23 protein-coding genes and 1 pseudogene are annotated in these 22,986 nt (G+C 71.9%); 18 read left to right on the top strand and 6 right to left on the bottom strand.

What is annotated here, in order from left to right:
- The first annotated feature begins 73 nt into the window (after positions 1 to 73).
- From ACZ4RZ_RS26370 to ACZ4RZ_RS26350, 5 genes are all read left to right on the top strand, one after another.
- Positions 74 to 1,528, top strand: a complete 1,455-nt coding sequence (locus tag ACZ4RZ_RS26370; RefSeq protein ID WP_467748120.1) for a type III PLP-dependent enzyme domain-containing protein — start codon at positions 74 to 76, stop codon at positions 1,526 to 1,528.
- A gap of 302 nt (positions 1,529 to 1,830) precedes the next feature.
- Positions 1,831 to 2,229, top strand: a complete 399-nt coding sequence (locus ACZ4RZ_RS26365; protein ID WP_467748119.1) for a hypothetical protein — start codon at positions 1,831 to 1,833, stop codon at positions 2,227 to 2,229.
- Positions 2,226 to 3,041 (top strand): hypothetical protein, encoded by an 816-nt coding sequence (locus ACZ4RZ_RS26360; RefSeq protein WP_467748117.1) that lies wholly within the window; start codon positions 2,226 to 2,228, stop codon positions 3,039 to 3,041. Before ACZ4RZ_RS26365 ends, ACZ4RZ_RS26360 begins: the two co-directional genes overlap by 4 nt.
- A 64-nt stretch (positions 3,042 to 3,105) precedes the next feature.
- Positions 3,106 to 3,624, top strand: coding sequence for a roadblock/LC7 domain-containing protein (locus tag ACZ4RZ_RS26355; protein WP_467748115.1), 519 nt, complete (start codon positions 3,106 to 3,108; stop codon positions 3,622 to 3,624).
- A gap of 16 nt (positions 3,625 to 3,640) precedes the next feature.
- Positions 3,641 to 4,015, top strand: a complete 375-nt coding sequence (locus ACZ4RZ_RS26350; RefSeq protein ID WP_467748113.1) for a roadblock/LC7 domain-containing protein — start codon at positions 3,641 to 3,643, stop codon at positions 4,013 to 4,015.
- Positions 4,016 to 4,033: 18 nt separating this feature from the next.
- Here ACZ4RZ_RS26350 and ACZ4RZ_RS26345 read toward each other — a convergent pair whose 3' ends face one another.
- The 3 genes from ACZ4RZ_RS26345 to ACZ4RZ_RS26335 form a co-directional block, all read right to left on the bottom strand.
- Complete coding sequence (locus tag ACZ4RZ_RS26345) at positions 4,034 to 4,603, bottom strand: hypothetical protein (protein WP_467748112.1); 570 nt, start codon at positions 4,601 to 4,603, stop codon at positions 4,034 to 4,036.
- 102 nt (positions 4,604 to 4,705) lie between these two features.
- The gene (locus ACZ4RZ_RS26340) at positions 4,706 to 5,566 is read right to left on the bottom strand and encodes a MurR/RpiR family transcriptional regulator (RefSeq protein ID WP_467748110.1); all 861 of its coding nucleotides are present in this window, start codon (positions 5,564 to 5,566) and stop codon (positions 4,706 to 4,708) included.
- Positions 5,563 to 7,128 carry an aromatic amino acid ammonia-lyase gene (locus ACZ4RZ_RS26335; protein ID WP_467748108.1) on the bottom strand — a complete coding sequence of 522 codons (1,566 nt, stop codon included), beginning with the start codon at positions 7,126 to 7,128 and terminating at the stop codon, positions 5,563 to 5,565. The genes ACZ4RZ_RS26340 and ACZ4RZ_RS26335 overlap by 4 nt, the downstream gene beginning before the upstream one ends.
- 142 nt (positions 7,129 to 7,270) lie before the next feature.
- Between ACZ4RZ_RS26335 and ACZ4RZ_RS26330 the strand changes: the two genes are divergently transcribed.
- Genes ACZ4RZ_RS26330 through ACZ4RZ_RS26315 form a run of 4 tightly spaced genes read left to right on the top strand, consistent with a single transcriptional unit; the run spans position 7,271 to position 10,570 of the window.
- Entirely contained in the window at positions 7,271 to 8,314 is a 1,044-nt protein-coding gene (locus tag ACZ4RZ_RS26330; protein WP_467748107.1) for an ABC transporter ATP-binding protein, read from the top strand.
- Positions 8,311 to 8,952, top strand: coding sequence for an ABC transporter permease (locus ACZ4RZ_RS26325; protein ID WP_467748105.1), 642 nt, complete (start codon positions 8,311 to 8,313; stop codon positions 8,950 to 8,952). The genes ACZ4RZ_RS26330 and ACZ4RZ_RS26325 overlap by 4 nt, the downstream gene beginning before the upstream one ends.
- Positions 8,952 to 9,623 carry an ABC transporter permease gene (locus ACZ4RZ_RS26320; RefSeq protein ID WP_467748243.1) on the top strand — a complete coding sequence of 224 codons (672 nt, stop codon included), beginning with the start codon at positions 8,952 to 8,954 and terminating at the stop codon, positions 9,621 to 9,623. The genes ACZ4RZ_RS26325 and ACZ4RZ_RS26320 overlap by 1 nt, the downstream gene beginning before the upstream one ends.
- A 14-nt stretch (positions 9,624 to 9,637) precedes the next feature.
- On the top strand, positions 9,638 to 10,570 hold the full coding sequence (locus ACZ4RZ_RS26315; protein WP_467748103.1) for an ABC transporter substrate-binding protein: 933 nt from the start codon (positions 9,638 to 9,640) through the stop codon (positions 10,568 to 10,570).
- A gap of 94 nt (positions 10,571 to 10,664) precedes the next feature.
- Here ACZ4RZ_RS26315 and ACZ4RZ_RS26310 read toward each other — a convergent pair whose 3' ends face one another.
- Both ACZ4RZ_RS26310 and ACZ4RZ_RS26305 read right to left on the bottom strand, forming a co-directional pair.
- Positions 10,665 to 11,015 (bottom strand): DUF1330 domain-containing protein, encoded by a 351-nt coding sequence (locus ACZ4RZ_RS26310; RefSeq protein ID WP_467748102.1) that lies wholly within the window; start codon positions 11,013 to 11,015, stop codon positions 10,665 to 10,667.
- 125 nt (positions 11,016 to 11,140) lie between these two features.
- On the bottom strand, positions 11,141 to 12,145 hold the full coding sequence (locus tag ACZ4RZ_RS26305) for a LacI family DNA-binding transcriptional regulator (protein WP_467748100.1): 1,005 nt from the start codon (positions 12,143 to 12,145) through the stop codon (positions 11,141 to 11,143).
- 187 nt (positions 12,146 to 12,332) lie between these two features.
- On the opposite strand from ACZ4RZ_RS26305, the gene ACZ4RZ_RS26300 reads away from it, so the two are divergent.
- The 6 genes and pseudogenes from ACZ4RZ_RS26300 to ACZ4RZ_RS26275 all read left to right on the top strand — a co-directional run bounded on the left by ACZ4RZ_RS26300 (position 12,333) and on the right by ACZ4RZ_RS26275 (position 17,316).
- Positions 12,333 to 13,223, top strand: coding sequence for an amidohydrolase family protein (locus ACZ4RZ_RS26300; protein WP_467748099.1), 891 nt, complete (start codon positions 12,333 to 12,335; stop codon positions 13,221 to 13,223).
- Between the two features lie 43 nt (positions 13,224 to 13,266).
- On the top strand, positions 13,267 to 13,767 hold the full coding sequence (locus tag ACZ4RZ_RS26295; protein ID WP_467748098.1) for a cysteine dioxygenase: 501 nt from the start codon (positions 13,267 to 13,269) through the stop codon (positions 13,765 to 13,767).
- Between the two features lie 39 nt (positions 13,768 to 13,806).
- Positions 13,807 to 14,091, top strand: a pseudogene (locus tag ACZ4RZ_RS26290) (cytosine permease); the annotation flags it as partial.
- 103 nt (positions 14,092 to 14,194) lie between these two features.
- Positions 14,195 to 14,881, top strand: coding sequence for a carbonic anhydrase (locus tag ACZ4RZ_RS26285; protein ID WP_467748096.1), 687 nt, complete (start codon positions 14,195 to 14,197; stop codon positions 14,879 to 14,881).
- Positions 14,882 to 15,242: 361 nt separating this feature from the next.
- A complete protein-coding gene (locus ACZ4RZ_RS26280) occupies positions 15,243 to 16,868 on the top strand; it encodes a SulP family inorganic anion transporter (RefSeq protein WP_467748094.1) in 1,626 nt (541 codons plus the stop codon).
- Positions 16,869 to 16,878: 10 nt separating this feature from the next.
- Entirely contained in the window at positions 16,879 to 17,316 is a 438-nt protein-coding gene (locus tag ACZ4RZ_RS26275) for a hypothetical protein (protein WP_467748093.1), read from the top strand.
- 390 nt (positions 17,317 to 17,706) lie between these two features.
- Here the strand turns inward: ACZ4RZ_RS26275 and ACZ4RZ_RS26270 are convergent, their stop codons facing one another.
- On the bottom strand, positions 17,707 to 19,101 hold the full coding sequence (locus ACZ4RZ_RS26270; protein ID WP_467748091.1) for a cystathionine beta-synthase: 1,395 nt from the start codon (positions 19,099 to 19,101) through the stop codon (positions 17,707 to 17,709).
- 143 nt (positions 19,102 to 19,244) lie between these two features.
- Between ACZ4RZ_RS26270 and ACZ4RZ_RS26265 the strand changes: the two genes are divergently transcribed.
- The 3 genes from ACZ4RZ_RS26265 to ACZ4RZ_RS26255 all read left to right on the top strand — a co-directional run bounded on the left by ACZ4RZ_RS26265 (position 19,245) and on the right by ACZ4RZ_RS26255 (position 22,933).
- Positions 19,245 to 20,264 carry an SGNH/GDSL hydrolase family protein gene (locus ACZ4RZ_RS26265; protein ID WP_467748089.1) on the top strand — a complete coding sequence of 340 codons (1,020 nt, stop codon included), beginning with the start codon at positions 19,245 to 19,247 and terminating at the stop codon, positions 20,262 to 20,264.
- 380 nt (positions 20,265 to 20,644) lie between these two features.
- The gene (locus ACZ4RZ_RS26260) at positions 20,645 to 21,865 is read left to right on the top strand and encodes an acetyl-CoA C-acetyltransferase (protein WP_467748087.1); all 1,221 of its coding nucleotides are present in this window, start codon (positions 20,645 to 20,647) and stop codon (positions 21,863 to 21,865) included.
- 285 nt (positions 21,866 to 22,150) lie between these two features.
- Complete coding sequence (locus tag ACZ4RZ_RS26255) at positions 22,151 to 22,933, top strand: hypothetical protein (RefSeq protein ID WP_467748086.1); 783 nt, start codon at positions 22,151 to 22,153, stop codon at positions 22,931 to 22,933.
- Positions 22,934 to 22,986 lie beyond the last annotated feature (53 nt).

Raw genomic sequence — 22,986 nt, 5'->3', positions numbered from 1 at the left:
GACTTCTTGAATAGAGCTAGTCAATAGGCGCATAGGCCAGCGCGGGCACGTCGGGGATGTTTGGCTGGGATGTATGGGCGCAGACAGGGACAGGACGGGGGATCCGGTGGGCGACGAGGCGGACGGGACTGCGGCGTTTTCCGGCGGCGGACTCGGCCATGGGTCCGGCAGAGCATCCGACGCCGGCGGTGAGCCGGACCCCCACCGCGCCGTCCGGCGTGACGAAGCCGTCCGGGCCGCCGTGGAGCAGGGACTCCTCGGGCCCGGAACCCCCATCGTCGCGCTCCTCGACGTCCCCGGCATCCGGGCCTCGGCGGCAGCGCTGCGGGCAGCCTTCGACTCGGCGGCCGCTCCCGGCACCCCGGTGCTGCACGCCTTCGCGGTGAAGGCGACCCCGCTCGTGCCCGTGCTGCGGCTGCTGCACGAGCAGGGCATCGGCGCGGAGGTGGCCAGCCCCGGAGAGCTCGCGCTCGCGCGGACGGCCGGAGTACCGCCGACGCGCACCGTGCTCGACTCCCCCGCCAAGACGTCCGCCGAGCTGCGCGAGGCGCTGGCACTGGGCATCGCGGTCAACGCGGACAATCCGCAGGAGCTGGATCGCATCGACGGCCTGATGCGGTCCGCGAGCACCCGCTCCCCCATCGGAATCCGGGTGAACCCGCAGGTCGGCGGGGGTTCCATCGAGGCACTGTCCACCGCCACGGCGACCTCCAAATTCGGGGTCGCGCTGCGGGACGAGGGTGCCCGCGAGTGGATCGTCGGGGCCTACGCCGACCGGCCGTGGCTGACCCGCCTGCACGCGCACACCGGGTCGCAGGGCATCCCGCTGTCACTGATGGCGCAGGGCGTGGCGGAGACGTACGCGCTGGCCGAGGAGATCAACCGGCGCATCGGGCGTCGGCAGATCGACACGATCGACATCGGCGGCGGGCTGCCGGTGAACTTCGGCTCCGACGCGGCGGCCCCGACGTACGCGCAGTACGCACGGCTGCTCGCCGAGGTGGTGCCGGGGCTCTTCGACGGGCGGTACGGACTGGTCACCGAGTTCGGGCGGTCACTGCTCGCCAAGCACGGGACAGTGCTCGCGCGGGTCGAGTACACGAAGTCCGCCGGCGGCCGGGCTGTCGCGGTCACGCACGCCGGGGTGCAGGTGGCGGCCCGTACGGTGTACGCGCCCGCGTCCTGGCCGCTGCGGATCGCCGCGTACGACGCCAAGGGCCGCCCCAAGGCGGGACCGGACGTCGTTCAGGACATCGCGGGCCCCGCCTGCTTCGCGGGCGACCTCCTCGCCGAGGGGCGCGCGCTGCCGCTGCTCGAACAGGGCGACTACGCGGCCGCGCTGGACACCGGCGCGTACTACTTCGCCCACCACTACGCGTACAACTCCCTTGCCCGGCCGGGGATTTACGGATTCGCGCCGGACGGGGAGGGCGGGGTGCGCTTCGCGGTCGTACGGGAGCCGCAGACCCTCGACGAGATCGTCGCGGAGTCGGGCGGGGCGCAGCCGTCGGCGCTCACGGGGCTTTAGGTCACGGGGCTTGGGCTTTGACTCACGGAACTTTGGCCAACCGGGCTTTGACCCCGCGGCCGGGAGGGCGCTCGCACCCTCGCCGGGCGCGGCGACACGCCACCGCACGCCCTGGCGCATCCGCGCGCGCCCTCTGAAAGGCCTCCGGGATGGACCCAACCGGCCGGAAAATATGGTCAGTTGACCCACCATAGTCACCCCGGGCATGTTCCACAGGAAAATGCCAGAAGCCTCACCCCCCGCGCACACGTTGCGTAACTTCGGCGTCACTCGGCCGAACCCTTGGCGGGAGGGGAGACACGGTGCCCGGAATCGACGAGTGCCTACTGGAAGCCATGACACTGCCCGGTGCCCGGGGTGCCGCGGTGGTCGACTGGACCAGCGGCCTGGCCCTGGGCACCGTCGGGGACGCGCCGGGCGGTGACCACGAGACGACCGCGGCGGAGGCCGCGGAGCTGGCCCGGCTGGCCGCGGAGCACCGGGCGTTCGCCCCGGCCGACGGCTCCGACTGGTCCGAGCGGGAGACGCCCGTCGAGGACCTGATCATCAGCAATCGCGACAGCTACCACCTGCTGCGGTTCGTGCGGACCACCTTCGACAGCAGTGTGTTCCTGCACCTGTGGCTGGCCCGCGCGGAGGGCAATCTCGCGCTGGCCCGCATCCGGCTCGGCGAGATGGCCGGACGGCTGGTGCTGGAATGACGACGGTCAGGACCCCTCCCCCGCCCCGGCTGCCCGTGCGGGACAGAGCGGCGGACGCACCCGGTGCCGGCGTCTCGCCGATGCTCAGCCGGCTCGCCGCCGAACGGGCCACCGGCGTCCTCATCCGCGAGCGCGGCACGCTCTACCTCGCCGACGGCGACGTGGTGCACGCCGAGAGCCCGGCCACACCAGGGATCGACGTGCTGTTCGCCGCCCGCGGGGTGCTGGACGCCGAGGAGTGGCGGGAGGCGGTCGCCACCGCCGGGGCACGCCGCCGGGTCGGCCGCTTCCTCGTCGACAGCGGCCGGATCGCCAAGGGCGCGCTGGAGCTGTGCCATCTCGGCTCGCTGTACGACGCGGCCTACTTCGCGCTCGGGCCGAGCAGCGCCCCGACCCGCTTCCGGTACGGGGCCGCGCACTGGCTCGGCCCCGTCCGCCCCGTGCCGGTGGCCGCGCTGGAGCGCGAGACCGTGCGCCGTCGCGAGCTGCTGCACCGCATCTGGCCCGACCCGGCGACGGACACCGCGCCGCTGGTGCGCTCCCGCCTGGCCGCCGGGCCGTCGGTCCCGCTGCGCCAGGAAGCCGTGCTCGGCCGGGTGGACGGCGTGCGCACCGCGGCGGACGTCTCGCTCGCGCTGGGACGGCCCGCGTTCCACACCCTGGTCGACCTGCGCCGACTGGCCGCCGCCGGGCTCGTGACGGCGGCGGCCCCGACGCTGCCGCCTCCCGTGCCCAGTGTGCTCACGCAGCCCTCCGACGATCCCGACGTGGCTCTGCTGCGGCGGCTGCGAGACGCGCTGGAGGCCCTGTGAGCCCCGACCCGCGGGAGGCCTTGTGATCCGCGCGCTGCGACAGCGTGCCGAGAGGAGACTGCTGATGGCGGCGGAGCCCGAAGTGCTCGACGAACTCCACCGGTTGAGGGCCCGAGTGCCCCAGCTGACCGGGGCACTCGCGGCCAGCGTCGACGGTCTCGTCCTCGCCCAGGACACCCCCGGCGTCGAGCCGGAGGGCCTGGCTGCGCTCACCGCGGCCGCGCTCGGGGTCGCCGTGCGGATGGCGGACGCCACCGGGCAGGGCGACTTCCGCGAGCTGCTGGTGCGCGGCGTCCACGGCTATGTGGCGACGTACGCGGCGGGCGCCTCCGCCGTGCTCACCCTGCTCGCCCAGGACCGTGTCAACGTCGGCCGGCTGCATCTGGAGGGGCGCCGCTCCGGCACCCGGATCGGGGAGCTCGTGGACGCCGCGACGGCGCGCGGCGAACCGGCCGCACAGGCCGCACCGGCCAAGGCATCCGCGAAGACCGCCTCCAGCACCTCGCGGACCCGTACCGCGCGCGGCACAGCATCCGCGCGCACGACCCCTACCCCCAACACCCCGACGACGTCGGAAAGCTGAAAGGAATCACAGCACCATGGCCAACACCGAAACCGCGCTGAAAGAGGCGCTCGCATCCATCGAGGGCGCGACCGGAGCCGCCCTCGTCGACTACACCAGCGGAATGGCGCTGGGCACGATCGGCGGCAGCAAGAGCTTCGACCTCACCGTCGCGGCGGCCGGCAACACCGACGTCGTACGGGCCAAGCTCCGCACCATGGAGCACCTCGGCCTGAAGGGCGAAATCGAGGACATCCTGATCACACTGACCGACCAGTACCACCTGATCCGGCTGATCAAGGGGCGCGGCGGCAACGGCCTCTTCCTGTACGTGGTGCTCGACGCCAAGCGGTCCAATCTGGCGATGGCCCGGCATCAGCTGAAGAAGATCGAGGCGGACCTGGAGGTGTAGCGGTCCGCCTCGACACGGTCAGCGGCGCCGCGCTCCGCCGGGCGCGGCGTCGCCCGCCGCGACGCCGGTGGCCCGGCAGGCCTTGACCGGCTTGCCCGCGGGGGCGCCCGCGCCCCTGCCGAGCCAGTCGACGCGCACCCAGATCAAGGCCTGCTCGGCGCGTTCGCGGCGCCCGAGCCAGCCGGCCTTCAGCCACAGGCCGATGCCCGCGCCGGCGAGCAGCATGCCGCCCGCGGCGGGCACCGCGAACGAGCTGACCAGCGCGGCCACGAAGGCGACCAGGAGCCACCAGCGGTGTCCCCGGCGCCAGTTGCGTACCGTCACGGCGCGGTCCTGAAGGACGTCGTGCTTGCCGGCCCGGGCGGCGGAGCGGACCAGGGCGGCGTACCGCTTGCGGCGCCAGTACGCCACCACGGCGGCCGCGACGATGAACAGCGCCGCCCCGGCCATGACCCCGATCCGGCGCCCGGTCAGCCCCGGCACCAGCACCCCGATCCCGGCTGCGAACACCCCGCACCACCACAGCGGTGCGGCTCCCGCCCGCACGACGACCGCCACCCGAGCCAGCCCCTGCCCTCCGCGCGCCACGATCTGCCTCCTCAGCTCACCGTTCAGCCCTTTTGGCCGGGCAGGCTAGTCAGGGAAGGTGAGACGAATCTGAGAAGGCACGGGTACTCCACCAAACCGTGACTACTCCACGAACAGCCCCCGCGCCGCGGCCCGCGTGTCGAACTCCTCGAGGCGGGCCTGCGCGTCCGGCAGGTCGTCGCACATCGCCTCCAGGAGAACACGGCCCAGCAGCATCGGGGCGCAGGCCGTGTCGAAGGCGAGGCCGGTGCCGACGGCGGCGGGGAGCAGCACGTCCGACACCTTCGCCACCGGCGCGAAGGCGGAGTCGGCGACCGTGACAACGCTCAGCCCGGCCTCCTTCGCGTAGGCGAGGGAGTCCACGACCTCGCGCGGATGCCGGGGCAGCGCGAAGCACAGCAGCGCCGTGGCACCGGCCTTGACCGCCGCGTCGATGCGGTCGTGGAGCATCGTGCCGCCCTCGTGCAGCAGCCGTACGTCGGGGTGGACCTTGGCGGCGAAGTACGCGAAGCCGTACGCCTGGGAGGCGGCGGCGCGCAGGCCCAGTACCGGGAGCGGGCGGGAGGCGGCGAGCAGGCGGCCCGCCTTCGCGACCGGGCGCGGGTCGGCGAGCACTTCCGCGAGACGCTTCAGGTTCTCGATCTCGGCCTCGACGGCCTGCTGGTACTCGTTGTACGACCCCGAATCCACCGTCTGCTCCGCCGGCGCGACCTCGCGCAGGTGCTTGCGCAGCGCCGGGTAGCCGTCGAAGCCGAGCGCGACCGCGAAGCGGGTGACCGACGGCTGGCTGACCCCGGCGAGCTCGGCCAGCTCGACGCTGGACAGGAACGGCACGTCGGCGGCGCTGCGCACCATGCTGTGTGCGATGCGCCGCTGGGTCGGCGTCAGCCGGTGCCCCTCGAAGAGTGCCTGCAGCCGTGCGGCAGGACTGTCCGTCACGTTCATATCCCTGTCCACGCTCATGACGTGCTCCCCCTCCAGATCTCCGTGAAACGGTCCAGCAGTGCGGCCGCCGCCGTCACATCGTCCGTGAGCGGCCTGTCGGCCTGGTCCGGTTCGAGCACCGACTCGGCCAGCTCCAGCGCGCGGCCCACCGGCAGCTCCGGCTCTGGCCGCAGGTCGCGCTGGCGCAGCGCCCGTACGGCGGCGACCAGCTCACAGCCGACGACGAGACGGTACGCACCGCACGCCCGCAGTGTCTGACGTGCCGCGAGCGAGGCGAAACTCGCCTGCTCCTCGACGCCCCGGGAGAGTACAGCGTGGCCGAGCGAGGCGGGCGCGGAGAAGGCCCGCAGGTCGCCGAGGGCGGCCCCGGCGGCGTACTCCAGGATCATCACGCCGGAGGACGCGGGCTCGTGGTCGGCGAGGAAGGGGCGCAGCCGGGTGTAGGCGGGCTCGTTCAGGGTGGAGAGCCGGGAGGTCGACAGGCGGGCGACCTGGGTGACGGCGAGCCTGAAGTGGTCCAGAGCCAGGGCGAGTTGGGCCTGGTAGAAGCCGCCGTGGTGGTACGCGGCCATGTCCTCGGGTGAGATGAGGGGGTTCTCGGCGGCGGCGTTGATCTCCACCGTGAGGACCGCCTCCAGCGCGTCCGCCGCGTCGTGCGCGGGTCCGTGGATCTGCGGGACGCACCGGAAGCCGTACGGGTCCTGGATCCGGCCGAGCGGCGGCGTCGGCCGGTCCGCCGCGCCGATCAACTCCCGCATCCGCCGCGCCACTTCGACCGATCCCTTGTGCGGGCGGGCGGCGTGCACGGGCGCCGCGTACGCCTCGTGCGACCCGTCGACGGCCAGCAGCGACAGCGCGGCCACGACCTGGGTGGCCCCGATCAGCCCGCGCAGCTCGTGCAGCGCGAGCGCGGCCTGTCCGAGCGTGAGCGCGTTGCTGCTGATGAGCGCGAGGGCGTCGTTGTTGTCGAGGGGCTGGGGGGCGGGGGCGAGGTCCTGCGGGGAGCGCCCGCCCTCCAGGACGAGGTCCTCGATGGAGTGTCCGCCCTCCGGGCGCCGCCAGGGATGCTCGCCCACCAGCGCGAGCCCCAGCTGCGCGAGCGCCGCGATGTCGCCCGTGCCCACGGACCCGAACTCGTTCACGACGGGATACGCGCCGCTCTCCAGCGCCTCGCACAGCGCCGTGACGACGGTGGGCCGCAGCCCCGCTCCGCCGGCGAGGAGCTGGTTGGCGCGGACGGCTAGCATGGCGCGGACCTGGCGGGCGGGGAGTTCCTCGCCGATGGCGCCGGCGTGGCTGCGCAGCAGGCGCAGACCGTGCTCGGCGGCGGCCTCGGTCGGCACGTCCTCGTTCCGGTTGGCGCCGACGCCGGTGGAGCGGCCGTAGACGCGGCCGGTCGCGGCGATCTGCCGGGCAGCGTCCCAGGATTCCTCGACGCGCTTCATCGCGTCGGTGCCGGGAACCGGCCGCGCGGTCCCGTCGGCGAGGCGCACGACATCGGTGACGCCGGTGCTGACCCCGTCCAGAACCACGAGGCCCGCCGACACCGCACGCGGCGTATCCACATCCTGAGACGACATAAAGCCCAAACTCCCCTCAATATGGACATTGGATCTTGCCTGGTGGTCATAAGTAACGAGCGATTAACGCCGGACCGTTGACAACCTATTCAGATACAGAGAACTCTGCATGACGATATGCAGACCGGGCAAGGGACACCTCATGATCCAGTTCGACACGGTCCACAAGCGCTTCCCCAACGGCACCACCGCAGTCCACGACCTCTCCCTGGAGATGCCCGAGGGCGGTGTGACCGTCCTCGTCGGATCTTCCGGTTGCGGTAAGACGACCAGCCTTCGGATGATCAACCGGATGGTCGATCCGACCTCCGGAACCATCCGCGTCGGCGGCAAGGACGTCCTGGAGCAGGACGCCGCCGAACTGCGCCGCTCGATCGGTTACGTCATCCAGCAGTCGGGGCTCTTCCCGCACCGCACGGTGCTCGACAACATCGCCACCGTGCCGCTCCTCCTCGGCTGGGGCCGCAAGAAGGCGCGGGCCAGGGCGGCCGAGCTCCTGGAGACCGTCGGCCTCGCCGCCGACGCCGGCAAGCGGTACCCGCACCAGCTCTCCGGCGGCCAGCAGCAGCGCGTCGGCGTCGCCCGCGCGCTCGCCGCCGACCCGCCCGTCCTCCTCATGGACGAGCCCTTCGGCGCGGTCGACCCGGTGGTGCGCACCCAGCTCCAGGACGAACTGCTCCGGCTCCAGAAGGAGCTGAGCAAGACCATCGTCTTCGTCACGCACGACATCGACGAGGCGGTACGGCTCGGCGACCAGATCGCCATCTTCCGCACCGGCGGCCATCTGGTGCAGTGCGCGACGCCCGCGGAGCTGCTGGCCCACCCGGCGGACGACTTCGTGGCGGACTTCCTCGGCGCCGAGCGCGGCCTCAAGCTGCTCTCGCTGAAGTCCCTCGCGGACCTCCCGCAGGGCCCGGCCCCCGAGGGCGGCGCCTGGACCCTCGTCCTCGACGAGGCCCGCAAGCCGCTGCACTGGGCGTCGACGTCCTCGAAGAGCACAGAACTCCCCGTACGGCCGCTGAAGGACACCGACTCCCTGCTGGCGGCCCTCAACGAGTCGATCGCCTCGCCCACCGGCCTGGTGGCCCGGGTCGACGCGGCCGGAGTGCTCACCGGTGTCTCGTCCCGGGACGACATCCACGAGCACGCGGGCCGCGCCCACACGGAAGCGAGCGTGCCCGCATGACCATCGACTGGTCGTGGATAGGCGACCACACGGACGACCTCACCACGCTCACCCTCTCCCACCTCCAGGCCGCGCTCTCGGCGGTCTTCTTCGGCCTGCTGATCTCCCTCCCGCTGGCCGTCGTCGCCCACCGGGTCCGCCCGCTGCGCGGCTTCCTCCTCGGCCTCTCGAACGTCCTGTTCACGATCCCGTCGATCGCGATCTTCGTTCTCCTGCTGCCGGTGTCCGGCCTGACCCGCACCACCACGGTCATCGGCCTGACGGTCTACTCCCTGGTCGTCCTCCTGCGGAACACGGTCGAGGGCCTCGACTCCGTCCCCGCGAAGACCAAGGAGGCGGCGAAGGCGATGGGCACCCGCCCCCTGCGCACCCTCCTGACCGTCGAACTCCCCCTCGCCCTCCCGGTGATCATGGCGGGAGTCCGGATCGCCACGGTCATGTCGATCTCTCTGGTCTCCGTAGCGACTTACATCGGTGACGGCGGCCTAGGCCAGCTCTTCACCGACGGCTTCCAGCGCAACTTCCCGACCCCGGTCATCGCCGGTGTCGTACTGACCCTGCTGCTGGCCCTGGTCGCGGACGCGCTGCTGGTCGCGATCCAGTACGTACTCACCCCGTGGACGAGGCGGCGAGCCTGATGTACGAACTCTTCAAGAACCTCGGCAGCTGGCTGATCAGCGGCGACCAGTGGTCCGGCGCGGACGGCATAGCGCACCGCATAGCCGAGCACCTGGAGTACTCCCTCTTCGCCACCCTCATAGCGGCCGCCATCGCGCTCCCGCTGGGCCTGCTGATCGGCCACACCGGCAAGGGCGCGTTCCTGGCCATCAACCTCTCGTCGTTCGGCCGCGCGCTCCCCACGGTCGGTCTGGTGGTCCTGGTCTTCCTGATCAGCGGCCTGTCCCTGTGGTCGGTGTACGTGGCCCTCGTCGTCCTCGCCGTACCGGCCATCGTCACCAACACGTACGCGGGCATGAGCGCCGTGGACCCCGAGGTGAAGGACGCGGCGCGCGGCCAGGGCATGCGAGGCCACCAGGTCCTGTTCCAGGTGGAGATCCCGCTGGCCCTCCCCTTGATCATGACGGGCCTGCGCCTCTCCCTGATCCAGGTGGTGTCCACCGCCACGATCGCCGCGTACGTCAGTTTCGGCGGCCTGGGCCGGTACGTCTTCGACGGCCTGGCCCAGCGCGACCTGGTCCAGGTCCTCGGCGGCGCGGCCCTGGTCGCGATCGTCGCCGTCGTACTCGACCTGGCGCTGGCCGGACTCCAGCGCTACCTGTTCCGCCACCGCCGTACCGCAGCCCACTGAGGAGCCGAAGAACCATGAACCGTAGGACTCTGCTCGGCGGCCTCTTCGCCGCCGCCTCCGTCCCCGCCCTCGCCGCCTGCGGCAGCGGCATCACCTCGCTCGACGGCTCCGGCAACGCGGGCAGCGGCGGCTCCGGATCGAGCGCCGGCGGCGTGACCATCGGCACCGCCAACTTCACCGAGAACCAGATACTCGGCTATCTGTACGCCGGCGTACTGGAGGCCGCGGGCGTCAAGACGAAGGTCCGCCCCAACCTCGGCTCGCGCGAGATCGTCGTCCCCGCGCTCAAGGGCGGCGACATCGACCTGCTTCCCGAGTACCAGGGCAGCCTCCTCCTCTACCTGGACGAGAAGGCCACGGACACGGAGGCGGGCGCGATGCAGAACACGCTGACCACCGTCCTCCCCGGCGGCCTGGAAGTCCTCCCGTACGCCGCCGCCGAGGACCGCGACAGCTTCGCCGTCACCAAGGAGACCGCCGACAAGTACGGCCTCACCTCCCTCGCCGACCTGCGCAAGGCCAACGGCAAGCTGATCCTCGGCGCCGCGGCCGAGATGAAGAAGCGCGTCGTCGGCGTCGTGGGCCTCAAGGACCGCTACGGCGTGGAGTTCAAGGAGTTCAAGTCCCTCGACTCCTCCGGCCCGCTGGTCAAGGGCGCCCTCAAGAAGGGCGACATCGACGTCGCCAACGTCTTCACCACGGACGTCGACGTCATCGAGAACGGCTGGGTGGTCCTGACGGACCCCCTGAACCTGATCCCGTCGCAGCACATCGTCCCCCTCATCGCCTCCCGCAAGGCCGACGCCAAGGTCCGCAAGGCCCTCGCGACCCTCGGCAACGTCCTCACCTCCGAGGAACTCACCAAGCTCAACCGCCTGGTGGACAAGGAGAAGAAGGACCCGGACGAGGTCGCGAGCGCTTGGCTGAAGGGGAAGAAGCTGGCGTGAGCGTCGAACTGCCGGGCGGTTCAAGGTGTTTCAGCCCGTCCGGCATTTCCTCGAGGACAAGACCGTGGGACTTCGGGGGCGGCGCCGGGGTGAGTCAGCGGCCCGGCGCCATCGCGGCCCTGAGCTCCGCAGCTGTCTTCCGCACGTCATAGTCGGCCGCGACGCCGTCCACGAACAACAGGTTGCCCTCGATGTGGTCTTTGCGCAGCGGCAGGATCTCCCGATACGCGGGAGACGCGTACCACGCCTTGAGGCTGTCCATGTCGGGGAACTCGACGACGATGATGTCGCCCGGCCATTCCCCCTCCACCACTTCGGCGCGGGTGCCGTGGACGAGGAACCGGCCGCCGAACGCGGCGAAGGTGTCCTGGACCTGTTCGATGTAGGTCAGGATGTCCTCGTTCAGGCCGGTCGGGAACAGGTTGCATATGGCGTACGCGGACATGGGCCCTCCTTCGGTGGGTGACATCCCGGGGTCGGCGGTGCCGGAACGGTTGCCATGAAGCCTGCCGTCCCGAGGGAGCGCGGTCGATTACCTCCGGGGTAAGCCCCGGCCGAGTCGGCGGGCCCCTACACCCGCACCGCCGACCCCCGCTCACTCATCCGAGGCGCGCAGAGAATCCGCTTCTTCCGTACCCGCTTCCCCTCGATCGCCGCGACGGTCAGCCGAGCCGCCTCCGCGGCGATCTCGGCCAGCCCCCAGTCGACGGTGGTCAGCGGCGGCGTGAGCACCCGGGAGACGGGGTGGTCGTCGAAGCCGACCACGGAGACGTCGCGGCCGACTTCGAGGGAGGCCTCGGCCGCGGCCGCGTACACCCCGTACGCGAGGGAGTCGGAGAAGCAGAAGACGGCCGTCGCGGGGCGCGCGCCGTCCAGGACGCGCCGTGCCACCAGGGTCGCCTCGCCCAACTCCTGCGGGCAGGGGACCAGTTCGGCCCGGAGGCCGAGGCGGTCGGCGGCCTCGCGGACGTATACGTCGGCGGGCCGGTCCGGCGTGCTCGGGCGGGTCGGCGTCAGCACGGTGACCCGGCGGTGGCCGAGGCCGTGCAGGTACTCCAGTACGGCGTCGATGCCGGCCCTGTTGTCGAAGATGACCTGCCCGGCGGTGCGGGCGGCGCTCAGCGAGTCCCCGACGGCCACCACCGGCAGGGCGTCGGCGATCGCGGCCCAGCCCTCCGCCGAGGGGTTGACGGGGGACACCAGCAGCGCGTCGACCCGCTGGTCGCGCAGCTGCTTGGCGAGGGCCAGCTCGCGGTCGGGGTCGCCGCCCGCGTCCAGGATCAGCGCGTAGCGGTCGCCGGCAAGGAGCTCCCGGCCGATCGCGGCCATGAGCTGCTGCTGCCACAGGTCCTGGAGGTCGCCCGCGAGAACGCCGACCATGCTGGTGCGGCCGCTGGCGAGGGCGCGGGCGATGGGGTCGGCCTCGTAGCCGAGCTCGGCGGCGGCCCTGCGTACCCGCTCCTCGGTCTCCTTCGAGACATGCTTGCCGCGCAGGGCATAGGAGACGGCGGCGGTGGAGAGGCCCGTGGCCTCGGCCACCTCCCGGAGGGTGGTGCGCTTGTTGGGCCTGGCCATGCCGGGAAGCCTACCGGGCCCGTCCGCATTGTGGGCATGCGGCGCCGTCCGCTCCATGGAGCACGGTTGACAGGAGGGCTTGTTAACCGCTTAAGTTAACCGCATAAGTGAAGCGGTTAACCACGCTCAGACCAGTCAGACCACCCCTCCCCGAAGACCGAGGACCCGAAGACCCGAGGACCACCGCGTGCCCACCGACGTCCACCAGCACATCTGGCCGCCCGCCTTCATCGAGCTGCTGCGCGCCCGCACCACGCCGCCGTACCTCGACGGCTGGACCCTGCACCTGCAGGGCGAGCCGCCCTACGAGGTCGACCCGGCCGACCACGACATCGCGGCCCGCACCGAGCTCGCCCGCACCGACGGCCTCGACCTGGCCCTGGTCTCCCTGTCCAGCCCGCTCGGCATCGAATACCTGCCGCCCACCGAGGCCGGGGAACTCCTGACCGCCTTCCACGACGGCGCCCTGACCCTCCCCGCGCCCTTCGGCGTCTGGGCCTCGCCCTGTCTGACGGCACCGGACCCGGACGCGGTCGCCGGCGAGCTGAGCCGCGGCTGCGCGGGTCTCCAACTCCCCGCCACGGCGCTCCTCGACGCGACCGGCTGGGACCGCTGCGCCCCCCTCCTCGACGTCCTCACCCGCCACGACAAACCCCTCTTCGTCCACCCGGGCGCCGCCCCGCCCACCCCCGACGCCCCGCCGTGGTGGCCCGCCCTGGTCCCCTACCTCCACCAGATGCACGCATCCTGGTTCGCCTTCCGCGCCTTCGGCCGTGCCCGGCACCCGCGCCTGCGGGTCTGTTTCGCCGCGCTCGCGGGCCTGGCCCCACTGCACGGCGAGCGGTTCGCGGCCCGTGGCGGAGGACGCGGCGAGGTCGACTTCGACGCCTTCTACGAGACCTCGTCCTACGGAACGCGCGCCGTGGACGCGCTCGTCCGGGCCGTCGGCATCGACGTGGTCGTCAGCGGCAGCGACCGCCCCTACGCACCCCCCGTCATCCCCGACCTCGGCGCGGACGCCGCCGTCCACGCCCTGCGCACCGCCAACCCCGCCCGTCTGCTGCACGGCCACCCCTGACAGCCCACGCCACGCTGCCGACACGACACGAGAGGAGCCATCCATGACGTACGAGGCCCTGCCGGACCGCACGCTCGACAAGCGCGAACTCCAGGCACTCGTCGACGATCTCGCCGTGCGCCCCGACCTCTGGCGCGAACAGGTCGCCTTCTCCGACGAGGAGCGGCACTACGCGTCCCTGTACCGCGACGAGTACGTCGACGTCTGGCTGCTGTGCTGGACCCGGCAGAACGACACCGGCTGGCACGACCACGACATCTCCTCCGGCGCGGTCGCCGTCGTCCAGGGCACGCTGAACGAGTCCAACCCGCGCATAGGCGGCAGCCACCTGTCCGTCACCGTCGGCGCGGGCGACTCGTTCTGCTTCGGCCCCGAGCACATCCACCGCCTCACCGGCGCCACCGACGACACGGTCTCGATCCACGCGTACTCGCCGCCGCTGTGGCGCCTCGGCCAGTACGACATCACCGACGACGGCCTGATGCGCCGGATCTCCGTCTCGTACGCCGACGAACTGCGGCCGCTGGACACTCCGGTCGCCTGAAATGCTTCATGCACCCCACTCGGCAACCGCCTTTTGACTGTCCCGGCGCTCTCCGACCCCAACGGCCGCTACGGAGCGTGGCGCTGGGACGCGCTCGGGGTGTACGCGGCGGGGCCGCTCGCCCAGTTTCCGTTCCTCGCGACGAGCCTCTGCACGGGCCCGTTGGTGGAGCCGCTGGGCGGTGCGGATGTGTCGTGGATCATGGGTCTCGCCGTACCGGCACTGCTGTATTGGCTGGTCGCACGGCGCAACACGGCGCACATCCCGGAGCGGACGGCGTATGCGCCGGATCCCGATCAAGAACCGGTATCGCCGCGGCGATGATCTGACGACGAATCAACCAAGTGTCGTTAAACGGACACTCAGGGTGAATGTTCATGTGCGTACGGTGAATGAGCGCTACACGAACAACTCCTGAGGGAGCGTCATGCCCTCGAACCGCAGGGCCTTTCTTGCGGCGACCACCGCCGCGCTCACCGCGACCCCGGCCGCTTCGGCCGCCGCCGCGCCGGATCCACATCCACACCTACCTCCGCATCCGCATCCGACGACCGCCCGTGGGGCCCTCGCCGAACTGCTCGCGGGCAACCGGCGGTACGCCGCCGGGCGCCCGCGTCATCCGCACGAAGGGAGCGCGCGGCGGCATGTCCTCGCCGCCGAGCAGCATCCGTTCGCGGTCGTCGTCGGGTGCGTCGACTCCCGTGTGCCGCCCGAGTTGGTCTTCGACCAGGGGCTCGGGGACCTGCTCTGCATAAGGACCGCCGGCCAGGTGCTGGACGAGGCGGTGCTCGGGTCCGTCCAGTACGGGGTCGAGGTGCTGCACATTCCGTTGGTGCTCGTGCTGGGGCACGAGCGGTGCGGGGCCGTCGCGGCGACGCTCGCGCATCTCCGCGACGGGGCGCCCGTGCCGGGGCATCTCCGGCTTTTGGTGGAAGAGATCACGCCTGCGGCTCGGCGGACCTGCGGTCTGCCCGGGGACTGGGCCGATCTCACCGTGCGGGCCCATGCGGGGTGGGTGCGGGACGCCATCCGGGCGGACCCTGCCTTTGCCTCGGCCACGGTGGCCGCCGCGCGGTTCGATCTCGACAGCGGGCGGGTTGCCGTGCTGCCGTGAGCCCTTGCTGCGGGGTGCCCATGTTGCGGGGTGCCCATGTTGCGGGGTGCCCTTGCTGCCATGAGCCCTTGTTTCAGCGGCACCCGGCGCTGCCGGCTGTGCCCACCCGTTCCGCCCTGCGGAACGACTGCCCACAGCCGGTAGCGGGGTGGCTGCCACGTCCGCGCCCACAGCGGTAGCCGTCGCGGATGCCACCGGCCGCGCCGAAACCCGCGCCGTCGCGGAAACCGCGCCCACAACCGAAACGCGCGCCGTCGCGGAAACCGCGCCTACAGCCGAAACCCGGTGGCTGCCGCTTCCGGTGTCGGCGCGGTGTGTCCCTCAACTCACCCACTCCCCACGCGAAGAAGCCACACCCCCCATGAAGCAATCCCCCGCACTCGCCCCCGCCCTCGCCCGGGCCCTCTCCGTCCTCCCCGCTCCCGCCGACTTCCTCTCCATGACTCGCGCCCCGCGGCGCGACCTCCTCTGCGGGCTCACGGTCGCCGTGGTCGCCCTTCCGCTCGCGCTCGGGTTCGGGGTGACCTCCGGGCTCGGGGCCGCGTCCGGGCTGGCCACCGCGATCGTCGCGGGGGCGCTGGCCGCGCTGTTCGGTGGTTCGGCGAGACAGGTCAGTGGGCCCACGGGGGCGATGACCGTCGTGCTCGTGCCGATCGTGCACGAGTACGGCGCCGACGAGGTGCTGACCGTCGGGCTGATCGCCGGAGTGATGCTGCTGACGCTCGCGTTCGCGCGGGCCGGGGCCGCGATGGCGTACGTGCCCGCTCCCGTGATCGCGGGATTCACCGTCGGCATCGCGTGTGTGATCGCGTTGCAGCAGGTGCCCTCGGCGCTGGGCGTGCCCGTGCCGGGCGGCGACCAGGTCGCCGCGGTCGCGGCGCGGGCGGCGGAGGAGTTCGGGCGGGCCCCGCAGTGGGCGGCGCTCGCGCTGTCGCTGGGGGCCGCGGCGGTGATGCTGGCCGGCGCCCGCTGGAAGCCCGGCGTGCCCTTCTCCCTCGTCGCCGTGGCCGCCGCGACCCTCGTCGCGGAGGGGTTCGGGCTGCGTGTGACCCGGATCGGCAGTCTGCCCGCCTCCCTCCCCGCTCCCTCCCTCGCCTTCTTCGACGTCTACCGTGTGCCGTCCCTTCTCGCGCCCGCCGCCGCGGTCGCGGCCCTCGCCGCATTGGAGTCCCTCCTCTCCGCCTCCGTGGCGGACGGCATGCGCCCGGGTGAGCGCCACGACCCCGGCAAGGAACTCTTCGGCCAGGGCATCGCCAACCTCGCGGCCCCGCTGTTCGGCGGCGTACCGGCGACGGGAGCGATCGCGCGTACGGCGGTGAACGTCCGTACCGGCGCGGCCTCCCGTCTCGCGGCGCTCACGCACGCGGTGATCCTGGCCGGAATCGTCGCGGCGGCGGCCCCGCTGGTCGCACGGATCCCGCTGGCCGCGCTGGCGGGCGTGCTGCTGGCCACCGCCGTACGGATGGTGGAGACGGACGCCGTACGGGCGATGGCGCGCGCCACCCGCGGGGACGCCCTCGTGCTGGCGCTCACCGCGTTCGCGACGCTCGCCCTCGACCTGGTGCGGGCGGTGCTGCTGGGCCTTGCGGTGTCCGTGCTGCTCGCCCTGCGCGCGGCGGTACGGGGCAGCCGGCTCACCCCCGCCGCCGCCGACGAGGGGCCGGGGTGCGCGGAGGTCACGTACCGCTTCGACGGGCCGCTGCTCTTCGCCGCGGCGCACCGTTTCCGGCGCAGCCTCGCGGATGTGCACGGGGTGTCGGCGGTCGACCTGCGGATGTCGGGGCTGACGGCGGTCGACGCGACCGGCGCGCTGGCGCTGAAGGACGCGGTGGGGGATCTGCGGGGCCGGGGCATCGAGGTCCGCATCACCGGAGTCGAACGGGGTCACCGCAGGGTCCTGGAGTCACTCGGGGTGCTGCCGTCGGGGGCGCAGCCCAGTTCCAACAGGGGGGCTATCCCCAGTGCCTCGGGGGCCTCGGCTCCCTAACGTAAGCACCATGACCGGTATGGAAGCCCGCGGCGACGCCGAACTGAAGAAGGAACTCGACGCCACCCTGCACGCGCGCAGGGAGCTGGGCGACGAGTACGAGTCCGCGCTGGTCGACTCGTTCCTGGAGAAGGTCGAGCAGCGCCTCGACGGCGCGGTCGACCGCCGGGTGCGGCGCCAGCTCGCCGAGCAGCAGATGGTGGTGGCCCGGGGCTCGCGGTCACCCCAGTCGTCCGACTCCTTCGGCGAGCGCTTCGGCTTCGGGATCGTCTCGCTCGTCCTCGCGATCCCGCTGTCCGCGATCGGCGGCGGTGTCGCGCACCTGCCCGGCCTGCTGGTCGCCTGGGGCGGCATCGTCGGGGTCAACGTGGTGCAGGCCGCGCGGCAGTCCCCCAACATCTTCGGCCGCCGCAAAGACCGGTCACCCGCCTCAGACTGGGAAGAGTAGGACACGTGAAATGGGCCCGGCACCTTCACAGGTGCCGGGCCCATTTCACGTGTTGCGCGGGGACCGCCGCACCCCCGTTGCCGGGGGGCGGGACGACGGCGGTCCCCGCGAGGGACGCGGGCCGGGTCAGGGCCGGGCTTGCGCGCCCTTGGCGTCATGGAGGTCCGGGAGCCGCTCCGGAGGTCCTTGGCGCCGTTTTCGGTGTCGGCCGGGGCGGGGAGCCGCTCCCGCCCTGCCGACACCCACTAATGTGCCGGACCCGTGTTAAGCGTGTGCTGCGCGGACGTGACGCGCTCGTACCACTTCCGCGAAGTTCCCCGCCGAAACAGCCGGAAGATCCCTGTCCATGGCGGTACTTCAGGAGATTTCTTCCTGCCTCCCGGCGTATCGCTAGTGCTTGGCGCCACCCTTGGCGAGGAAGGACAGCAGGTCCTGGCGGCTGACGACGCCGGTGGGCTTGCCCTCGACGAGGACGATCGCGGCGTCGGCGCTGCCGAGCACGGACATCAGGTCGCCGACCGGCTCGCCGGAGCCGACCTGCGGCAGCGGCGCCGACATGTGCTTCTCCAGCGGGTCCTCGAGGGAAGCCCTCTTGGTGAACAGCGCGTCGAGCAGCTCGCGTTCGACGACGGACCCGACGACCTCGGCGGCCATCACGTCCGGGTGTCCGGCGCCCGGCTTGACGATCGGCATCTGCGAGACGCCGTACTCGCGCAGCACCTCGATGGCCTGGCCGACGGTCTCGTCCGGGTGCATGTGGACAAGGGAGGGGATGGCGCCGGGGGCCTTGTCGTTGAGTACGTCGGCGACGCGCGCGCTCGGGCCGGAGTCCTCCAGGAACCCGTAGTCGGCCATCCACTCGTCGTTGAAGATCTTGCTCAGGTAGCCGCGCCCGCTGTCGGGGAGCAGGACGACCACGACGTCGTCCGGGCCCAGCCGCTCCGCGACCCGCAGCGCGGCGACGACGGCCATGCCGCAGGAGCCGCCGACCAGCAGCCCCTCTTCCTTCGCGAGCCGCCGCGTCATCTGGAAGGAGTCCTTGTCGGACACGGCGACGATCTCGTCGGCGACGGTCCGGTCGTAGGCGGTCGGCCAGAAGTCCTCGCCGACGCCCTCGACGAGATACGGCCGCCCGGAGCCGCCGGAGTACACCGACCCCTCGGGGTCGGCGCCGATGACCTGGACCTTTCCGTCACTGGCGTCCTTGAGGTACCGCCCGGTGCCGGAGATGGTCCCGCCGGTCCCCACACCCGCCACGAAGTGGGTGATCTTCCCCTCCGTCTGCTCCCACAGCTCGGGGCCGGTGGAGTGATAGTGCGAGAGGGGGTTGTTGGGGTTGGAGTACTGGTCGGGCTTCCAGGCGCCGGGCGTCTCGCGCACGAGCCGGTCGGAGACGTTGTAGTACGAGTCCGGGTGCTCGGGGTCGACGGCGGTCGGGCAGACGACGACCTCGGCGCCGTACGCGCGCAGCACATTGATCTTGTCGGTGCTCACCTTGTCGGGGCACACGAAGATGCACTTGTACCCCTTCTGCTGCGCCACGATGGCCAGACCGACGCCGGTGTTTCCGCTGGTCGGCTCGACGATCGTGCCCCCCGGCTTGAGGGCGCCGCTCTCCTCCGCGGCCTCGATCATGCGCAGGGCGATGCGGTCCTTCACGGAGCCGCCGGGGTTGAAGTACTCAACCTTCGCCAGGACGGTCGCCTGGATGCCCCCGGTCACGTTGTTGAGCCTCACCAGCGGGGTGTTGCCGACGAGACTGATCATCGAGTCGTGGAATTGCACCGTTGTCTCCGGAGCTGCGTTTCAACAGGAATGGTCCCGTCAGCCTAAGGCCCTGGAGGACCGTTCACGCGCCGTTGAGATTGGCTGACCTGGTCGACGGGGCAAGCAGTGGTTGTACGGCTACGAGGAGGTGGCGGCGACGGATGTCGAGCTTGTCGAGAGCGAGGGTGGCCCGGCGCATCGCGGCGGGCGCGGCGTACGGCGGCGGCGGTATCGGCCTGGTCGGGGCGGCCGCCGTCGGGCTGCTGCTGGCCGAGGTACAGCTGGCGAAACGCCATGTGGGCAACGGACACAGTCACGCGCCCCGCGCGGACGGCCTGTACGGCTACGCGTACACGGGTCCTGACGAGCCACCGCTCCGCCTGACCATGCTCGGCGACTCCACAGCCGCGGGCCAGGGCGTGCACCGGGCCCGCCAGACGCCGGGCGCGCTGCTGGCCTCCGGGCTCGCCGCGGTGGCCGAGCGGCCGGTGGAGCTGTGCAACGTGGCGCTGCCCGGGGCCCAGTCGGACGACCTGGACCGCCAGGTGGCGCTCGCCCTCGCGGACACCTCGCGAGTGCCCGACGTCTGCGTGATCATGATCGGCGCGAACGATGTGACGCACCGGATGCCGCCGACGCGGTCGGTGCGTCATCTGTCCTCGGCGGTACGGCGGCTGCGCACCGCCGGTGCGGAGGTGGTGGTCGGCACCTGTCCCGACCTGGGCACGGTCGAGCAGGTCCAGCAGCCGTTGCGGTGGCTGGCGCGGCGGGCGTCCCGCCAGCTGGCCGCCGCGCAGACGATCGGCACGGTCGAACAGGGGGGCCGCACGGTGTCGCTGGGCGACCTGCTGGGCCCCGAGTTCGAGGCCAACCCTCGCGAACTCTTCGGGCCCGACAACTACCACCCCTCGGCGGAGGGGTACGCCACGGCGGCGATGGCGGTGCTCCCGACGGTCTGCGCGGCGCTGGGTCTCTGGCCGGCGGAGGAGGAGCGCCCGGACGTCTCGCGTCACGAGGGCTTCCTGCCGGTCGCCCGGGCGGCCGCCGAGGCCGCGGCGGAGCCCGGCACCGAGGTCACCGCCGCCATGCCCACGGGCCCGCGCGGCCCCTGGGCCCTCCTGAAGCGCCGCCGGCGCCGCCGTCTCCCGGCCACGGACCCGGCTCCGGCCCCGTCCACGTGACCGCCGGGGGCTTCGCCGGACGGGTTGGTTTCAGCCCGTCCGGCGTTTGAGGACGAGGCCGTCAAGGCCGATGGGGGTCCAGGGGGCACAGCCCCTTGGCGGGGGTTTGGGGGCGGAGCCCCCAAGGAACGGGACGGGTAGGGGCGAAGGTGGCGAAAACCACACCCCCGCCCCCCAGCCCCCCAGTGGCGCCCCTGTCAGAGAAAAGCAAGCGCTTAGAAAAGTGCGGCCGGAGTCACACACCGATAGCGGTGACCTCGCGGGTACGTCCGGGTAACTTCCCACTCAGCCCAGCGATTCCTCCCCGTACTCCCACCCGTCGCCCGACCGTCACCCCTCAACGAGGCGCTCCGCGCCGCCCCTTCTTACCTGGAGCCGTGATGCCCGAAGCCGTGATCGTCTCAGCCGCCCGCTCCCCGATCGGCCGCGCCTTCAAGGGCTCCCTGAAGGACGTACGCCCCGACGACCTGACCGCCACGATCATCCAGGCCGCCCTCGCCAAGGTCCCCGAGCTGGACCCGAAGGACATCGACGACCTGATGCTCGGCTGCGGCCTCCCCGGCGGCGAGCAGGGCCACAACCTCGGCCGCATCGTGGCCGTACAGATGGGCATGGACCACCTCCCGGGGTGCACCATCACCCGTTACTGCTCCTCCTCCCTCCAGACCTCCCGCATGGCCCTGCACGCCATCAAGGCGGGCGAGGGCGACGTCTTCATCTCGGCCGGCGTGGAGATGGTGTCGCGGTCCGTCAAGGGCACCTCCGACGGGCTCCCGGACACCCACAACCCTCTCTTCGCCGAGGCGGAGGCCCGCACCGCCGCCGTGGCGCAGACCGAGGGCTCGACCTGGCACGACCCGCGCGAGGACGGCCTCGTCCCGGACGCGTACATCGCGATGGGCCAGACCGCCGAGAACCTGGCCCGCCTGAAGGGCGTCACCCGCCAGGACATGGACGAGTTCGGTGTCCGCTCGCAGAACCTCGCCGAGGAAGCCATCAAGAACGGCTTCTGGGAGCGCGAGATCACCCCGATCACCACCCCCGACGGCACGGTCGTCAGCAAGGACGACGGCCCGCGCGCCGGCGTCACCCTGGAGGGCGTCCAGGGCCTGAAGCCGGTCTTCCGCCCGGACGGCATGGTCACGGCCGCCAACTGCTGCCCGCTCAACGACGGCGCCGCCGCGCTCGTCATCATGAGCGACACCAAGGCCCGCGAGCTGGGCCTCACCCCGCTCGCCCGCATAGTCTCGACCGGCGTCACCGGCCTCTCCCCCGAGATCATGGGCCTCGGCCCGGTGGAGGCCAGCAAGCAGGCCCTCCAGCGCGCCGGTCTCACCGTCGACGACATCGACCTGTTCGAGATCAACGAGGCGTTCGCCGCCCAGGTGATCCCGAGCTACCGCGACCTGAACATCCCGCTGGACAAGCTGAACGTGAACGGCGGCGCCATCGCCGTCGGCCACCCCTTCGGCATGACCGGCGCCCGCATCACCGGCACGCTCATCAACAGCCTCCAGTTCCACGACAAGCAGTTCGGCCTGGAGACGATGTGCGTCGGCGGCGGCCAGGGCATGGCGATGGTCATCGAGCGCCTCAGCTAGTCCCGTACGGGTAACCGCAGTTGAACCCAGCGTGACCGAATCGGCCCAGGGCCCAGTAACCACCGGGACTCTGGGCCGATTTGTGATCCAATCCCCCCCAAGATGTGACCTATCTCCCTCCAGAGAGGGGTTTTCGCAGGTCAGAGGCGTTGCGCGGCTAAACATCAGGGCCAACGTCCTGTCCCTTTCGTGACATTACGCACTGACAGCTCGATAGTCCGCCCTTCAAGCTGATGTAGGAAGTCGGGGGTCGACTTTGGAACCGGGAGTACGTCAGTGAGCGTCATGCCGATTGCTTTCCTGCTCACCACCGCCGCGACCGCGGCTGTGGGCGTCGCCGTTCTGCGCACCCTGCAGGGACTGCGCCGGCAGGTCGCGGCCCTGCACACCGAACTCGCCGCGAGCCGCGTCGGCGCCGCGCGAGGCCTCGTGCCCGCGGCCCGCGCAGCCGCCGACACGGACGAGATACGCGCTGCCGTCGCCGAGGCGCTCGCCGAGGAGCGGGAGCGGGAGCTCGCCGAGGCCCGGGCGTTCTGGGCCGCCCAGGAGGCGCGTGACGCCTCGGACATGCCCTCGCTGCTCGGGCTGCCCGACAGTGAACTGTTTCTGCCGCGCTCGTCGGACTTCCTGGGCCTGGAGCCCCTGGAGCCGGTGACGGAGGCCGGCCTGGACGCCGAGGAGTTCGCCGGGGACTCCCCCGAACTCGCCGCGGCCCGCCGCCGCCACCCCTCACACCCCGACTTCGTACCGGCCCAGTCACCCGTCGTGAACGACCATGAGCGCACGGTGGCCTGCCTGGAGGAACTCGCCCAGTCCCGCACGGAGCTGGCGGACGTCCGCCCCGGCCCTCTCGGCACCCTCGACGTCTACGTCTTCGCGGACGGTACGACCCTGTGCATGACCCCGGGCCACCGCGAGACCGCGGAGCAGCTGGCCGCGGCCCTGCGCGCCGGCGAGAGCCCGGTCCTGCTCGGCGGCTCCGGGGTCTCGGGCGCCTACGCCCTGACCTTCGCGTGCGGCGAGGAGAACGTGTACATCCTGGCGGACCGCGTCATCGCTTCCCTGTAGGAGCGCCTCGTAGGGGACGCGGGGAACCGCGCGAGCAACCACGACCAACCCAC

The sequence above is a fragment of the Streptomyces sp. NPDC027189 genome (genome assembly GCF_055566975.1).
This window is presented reverse-complemented; position numbering and strand designations above follow the sequence as displayed.

Bases quoted from the DNA above. Each gene is read 5' to 3' on its own strand.
- ACZ4RZ_RS26350 (WP_467748113.1), top strand. From the start codon at position 3,641: ATGGCCAACACCGAAACCGCGCTGAAAGAGGCGCTCGCATCCATCGAG.
- ACZ4RZ_RS26315 (WP_467748103.1), top strand. From the start codon at position 9,638: ATGAACCGTAGGACTCTGCTCGGCGGCCTCTTCGCCGCCGCCTCCGTC.
- ACZ4RZ_RS26305 (WP_467748100.1), bottom strand. From the start codon at position 12,145: ATGGCCAGGCCCAACAAGCGCACCACCCTCCGGGAGGTGGCCGAGGCC.
- ACZ4RZ_RS26255 (WP_467748086.1), top strand. From the start codon at position 22,151: ATGCCGATTGCTTTCCTGCTCACCACCGCCGCGACCGCGGCTGTGGGC.
- ACZ4RZ_RS26325 (WP_467748105.1), top strand. From the start codon at position 8,311: ATGACCATCGACTGGTCGTGGATAGGCGACCACACGGACGACCTCACC.
- ACZ4RZ_RS26355 (WP_467748115.1), top strand. From the start codon at position 3,106: ATGGCGGCGGAGCCCGAAGTGCTCGACGAACTCCACCGGTTGAGGGCC.
- ACZ4RZ_RS26320 (WP_467748243.1), top strand. From the start codon at position 8,952: ATGTACGAACTCTTCAAGAACCTCGGCAGCTGGCTGATCAGCGGCGAC.
- ACZ4RZ_RS26280 (WP_467748094.1), top strand. From the start codon at position 15,243: ATGAAGCAATCCCCCGCACTCGCCCCCGCCCTCGCCCGGGCCCTCTCC.
- ACZ4RZ_RS26275 (WP_467748093.1), top strand. From the start codon at position 16,879: ATGACCGGTATGGAAGCCCGCGGCGACGCCGAACTGAAGAAGGAACTC.
- ACZ4RZ_RS26330 (WP_467748107.1), top strand. From the start codon at position 7,271: ATGATCCAGTTCGACACGGTCCACAAGCGCTTCCCCAACGGCACCACC.
- ACZ4RZ_RS26285 (WP_467748096.1), top strand. From the start codon at position 14,195: ATGCCCTCGAACCGCAGGGCCTTTCTTGCGGCGACCACCGCCGCGCTC.
- ACZ4RZ_RS26260 (WP_467748087.1), top strand. From the start codon at position 20,645: ATGCCCGAAGCCGTGATCGTCTCAGCCGCCCGCTCCCCGATCGGCCGC.
- ACZ4RZ_RS26295 (WP_467748098.1), top strand. From the start codon at position 13,267: ATGACGTACGAGGCCCTGCCGGACCGCACGCTCGACAAGCGCGAACTC.
- ACZ4RZ_RS26310 (WP_467748102.1), bottom strand. From the start codon at position 11,015: ATGTCCGCGTACGCCATATGCAACCTGTTCCCGACCGGCCTGAACGAG.
- ACZ4RZ_RS26360 (WP_467748117.1), top strand. From the start codon at position 2,226: ATGACGACGGTCAGGACCCCTCCCCCGCCCCGGCTGCCCGTGCGGGAC.
- ACZ4RZ_RS26340 (WP_467748110.1), bottom strand. From the start codon at position 5,566: ATGAGCGTGGACAGGGATATGAACGTGACGGACAGTCCTGCCGCACGG.
- ACZ4RZ_RS26265 (WP_467748089.1), top strand. From the start codon at position 19,245: ATGTCGAGCTTGTCGAGAGCGAGGGTGGCCCGGCGCATCGCGGCGGGC.
- ACZ4RZ_RS26335 (WP_467748108.1), bottom strand. From the start codon at position 7,128: ATGTCGTCTCAGGATGTGGATACGCCGCGTGCGGTGTCGGCGGGCCTC.
- ACZ4RZ_RS26370 (WP_467748120.1), top strand. From the start codon at position 74: ATGGGCGCAGACAGGGACAGGACGGGGGATCCGGTGGGCGACGAGGCG.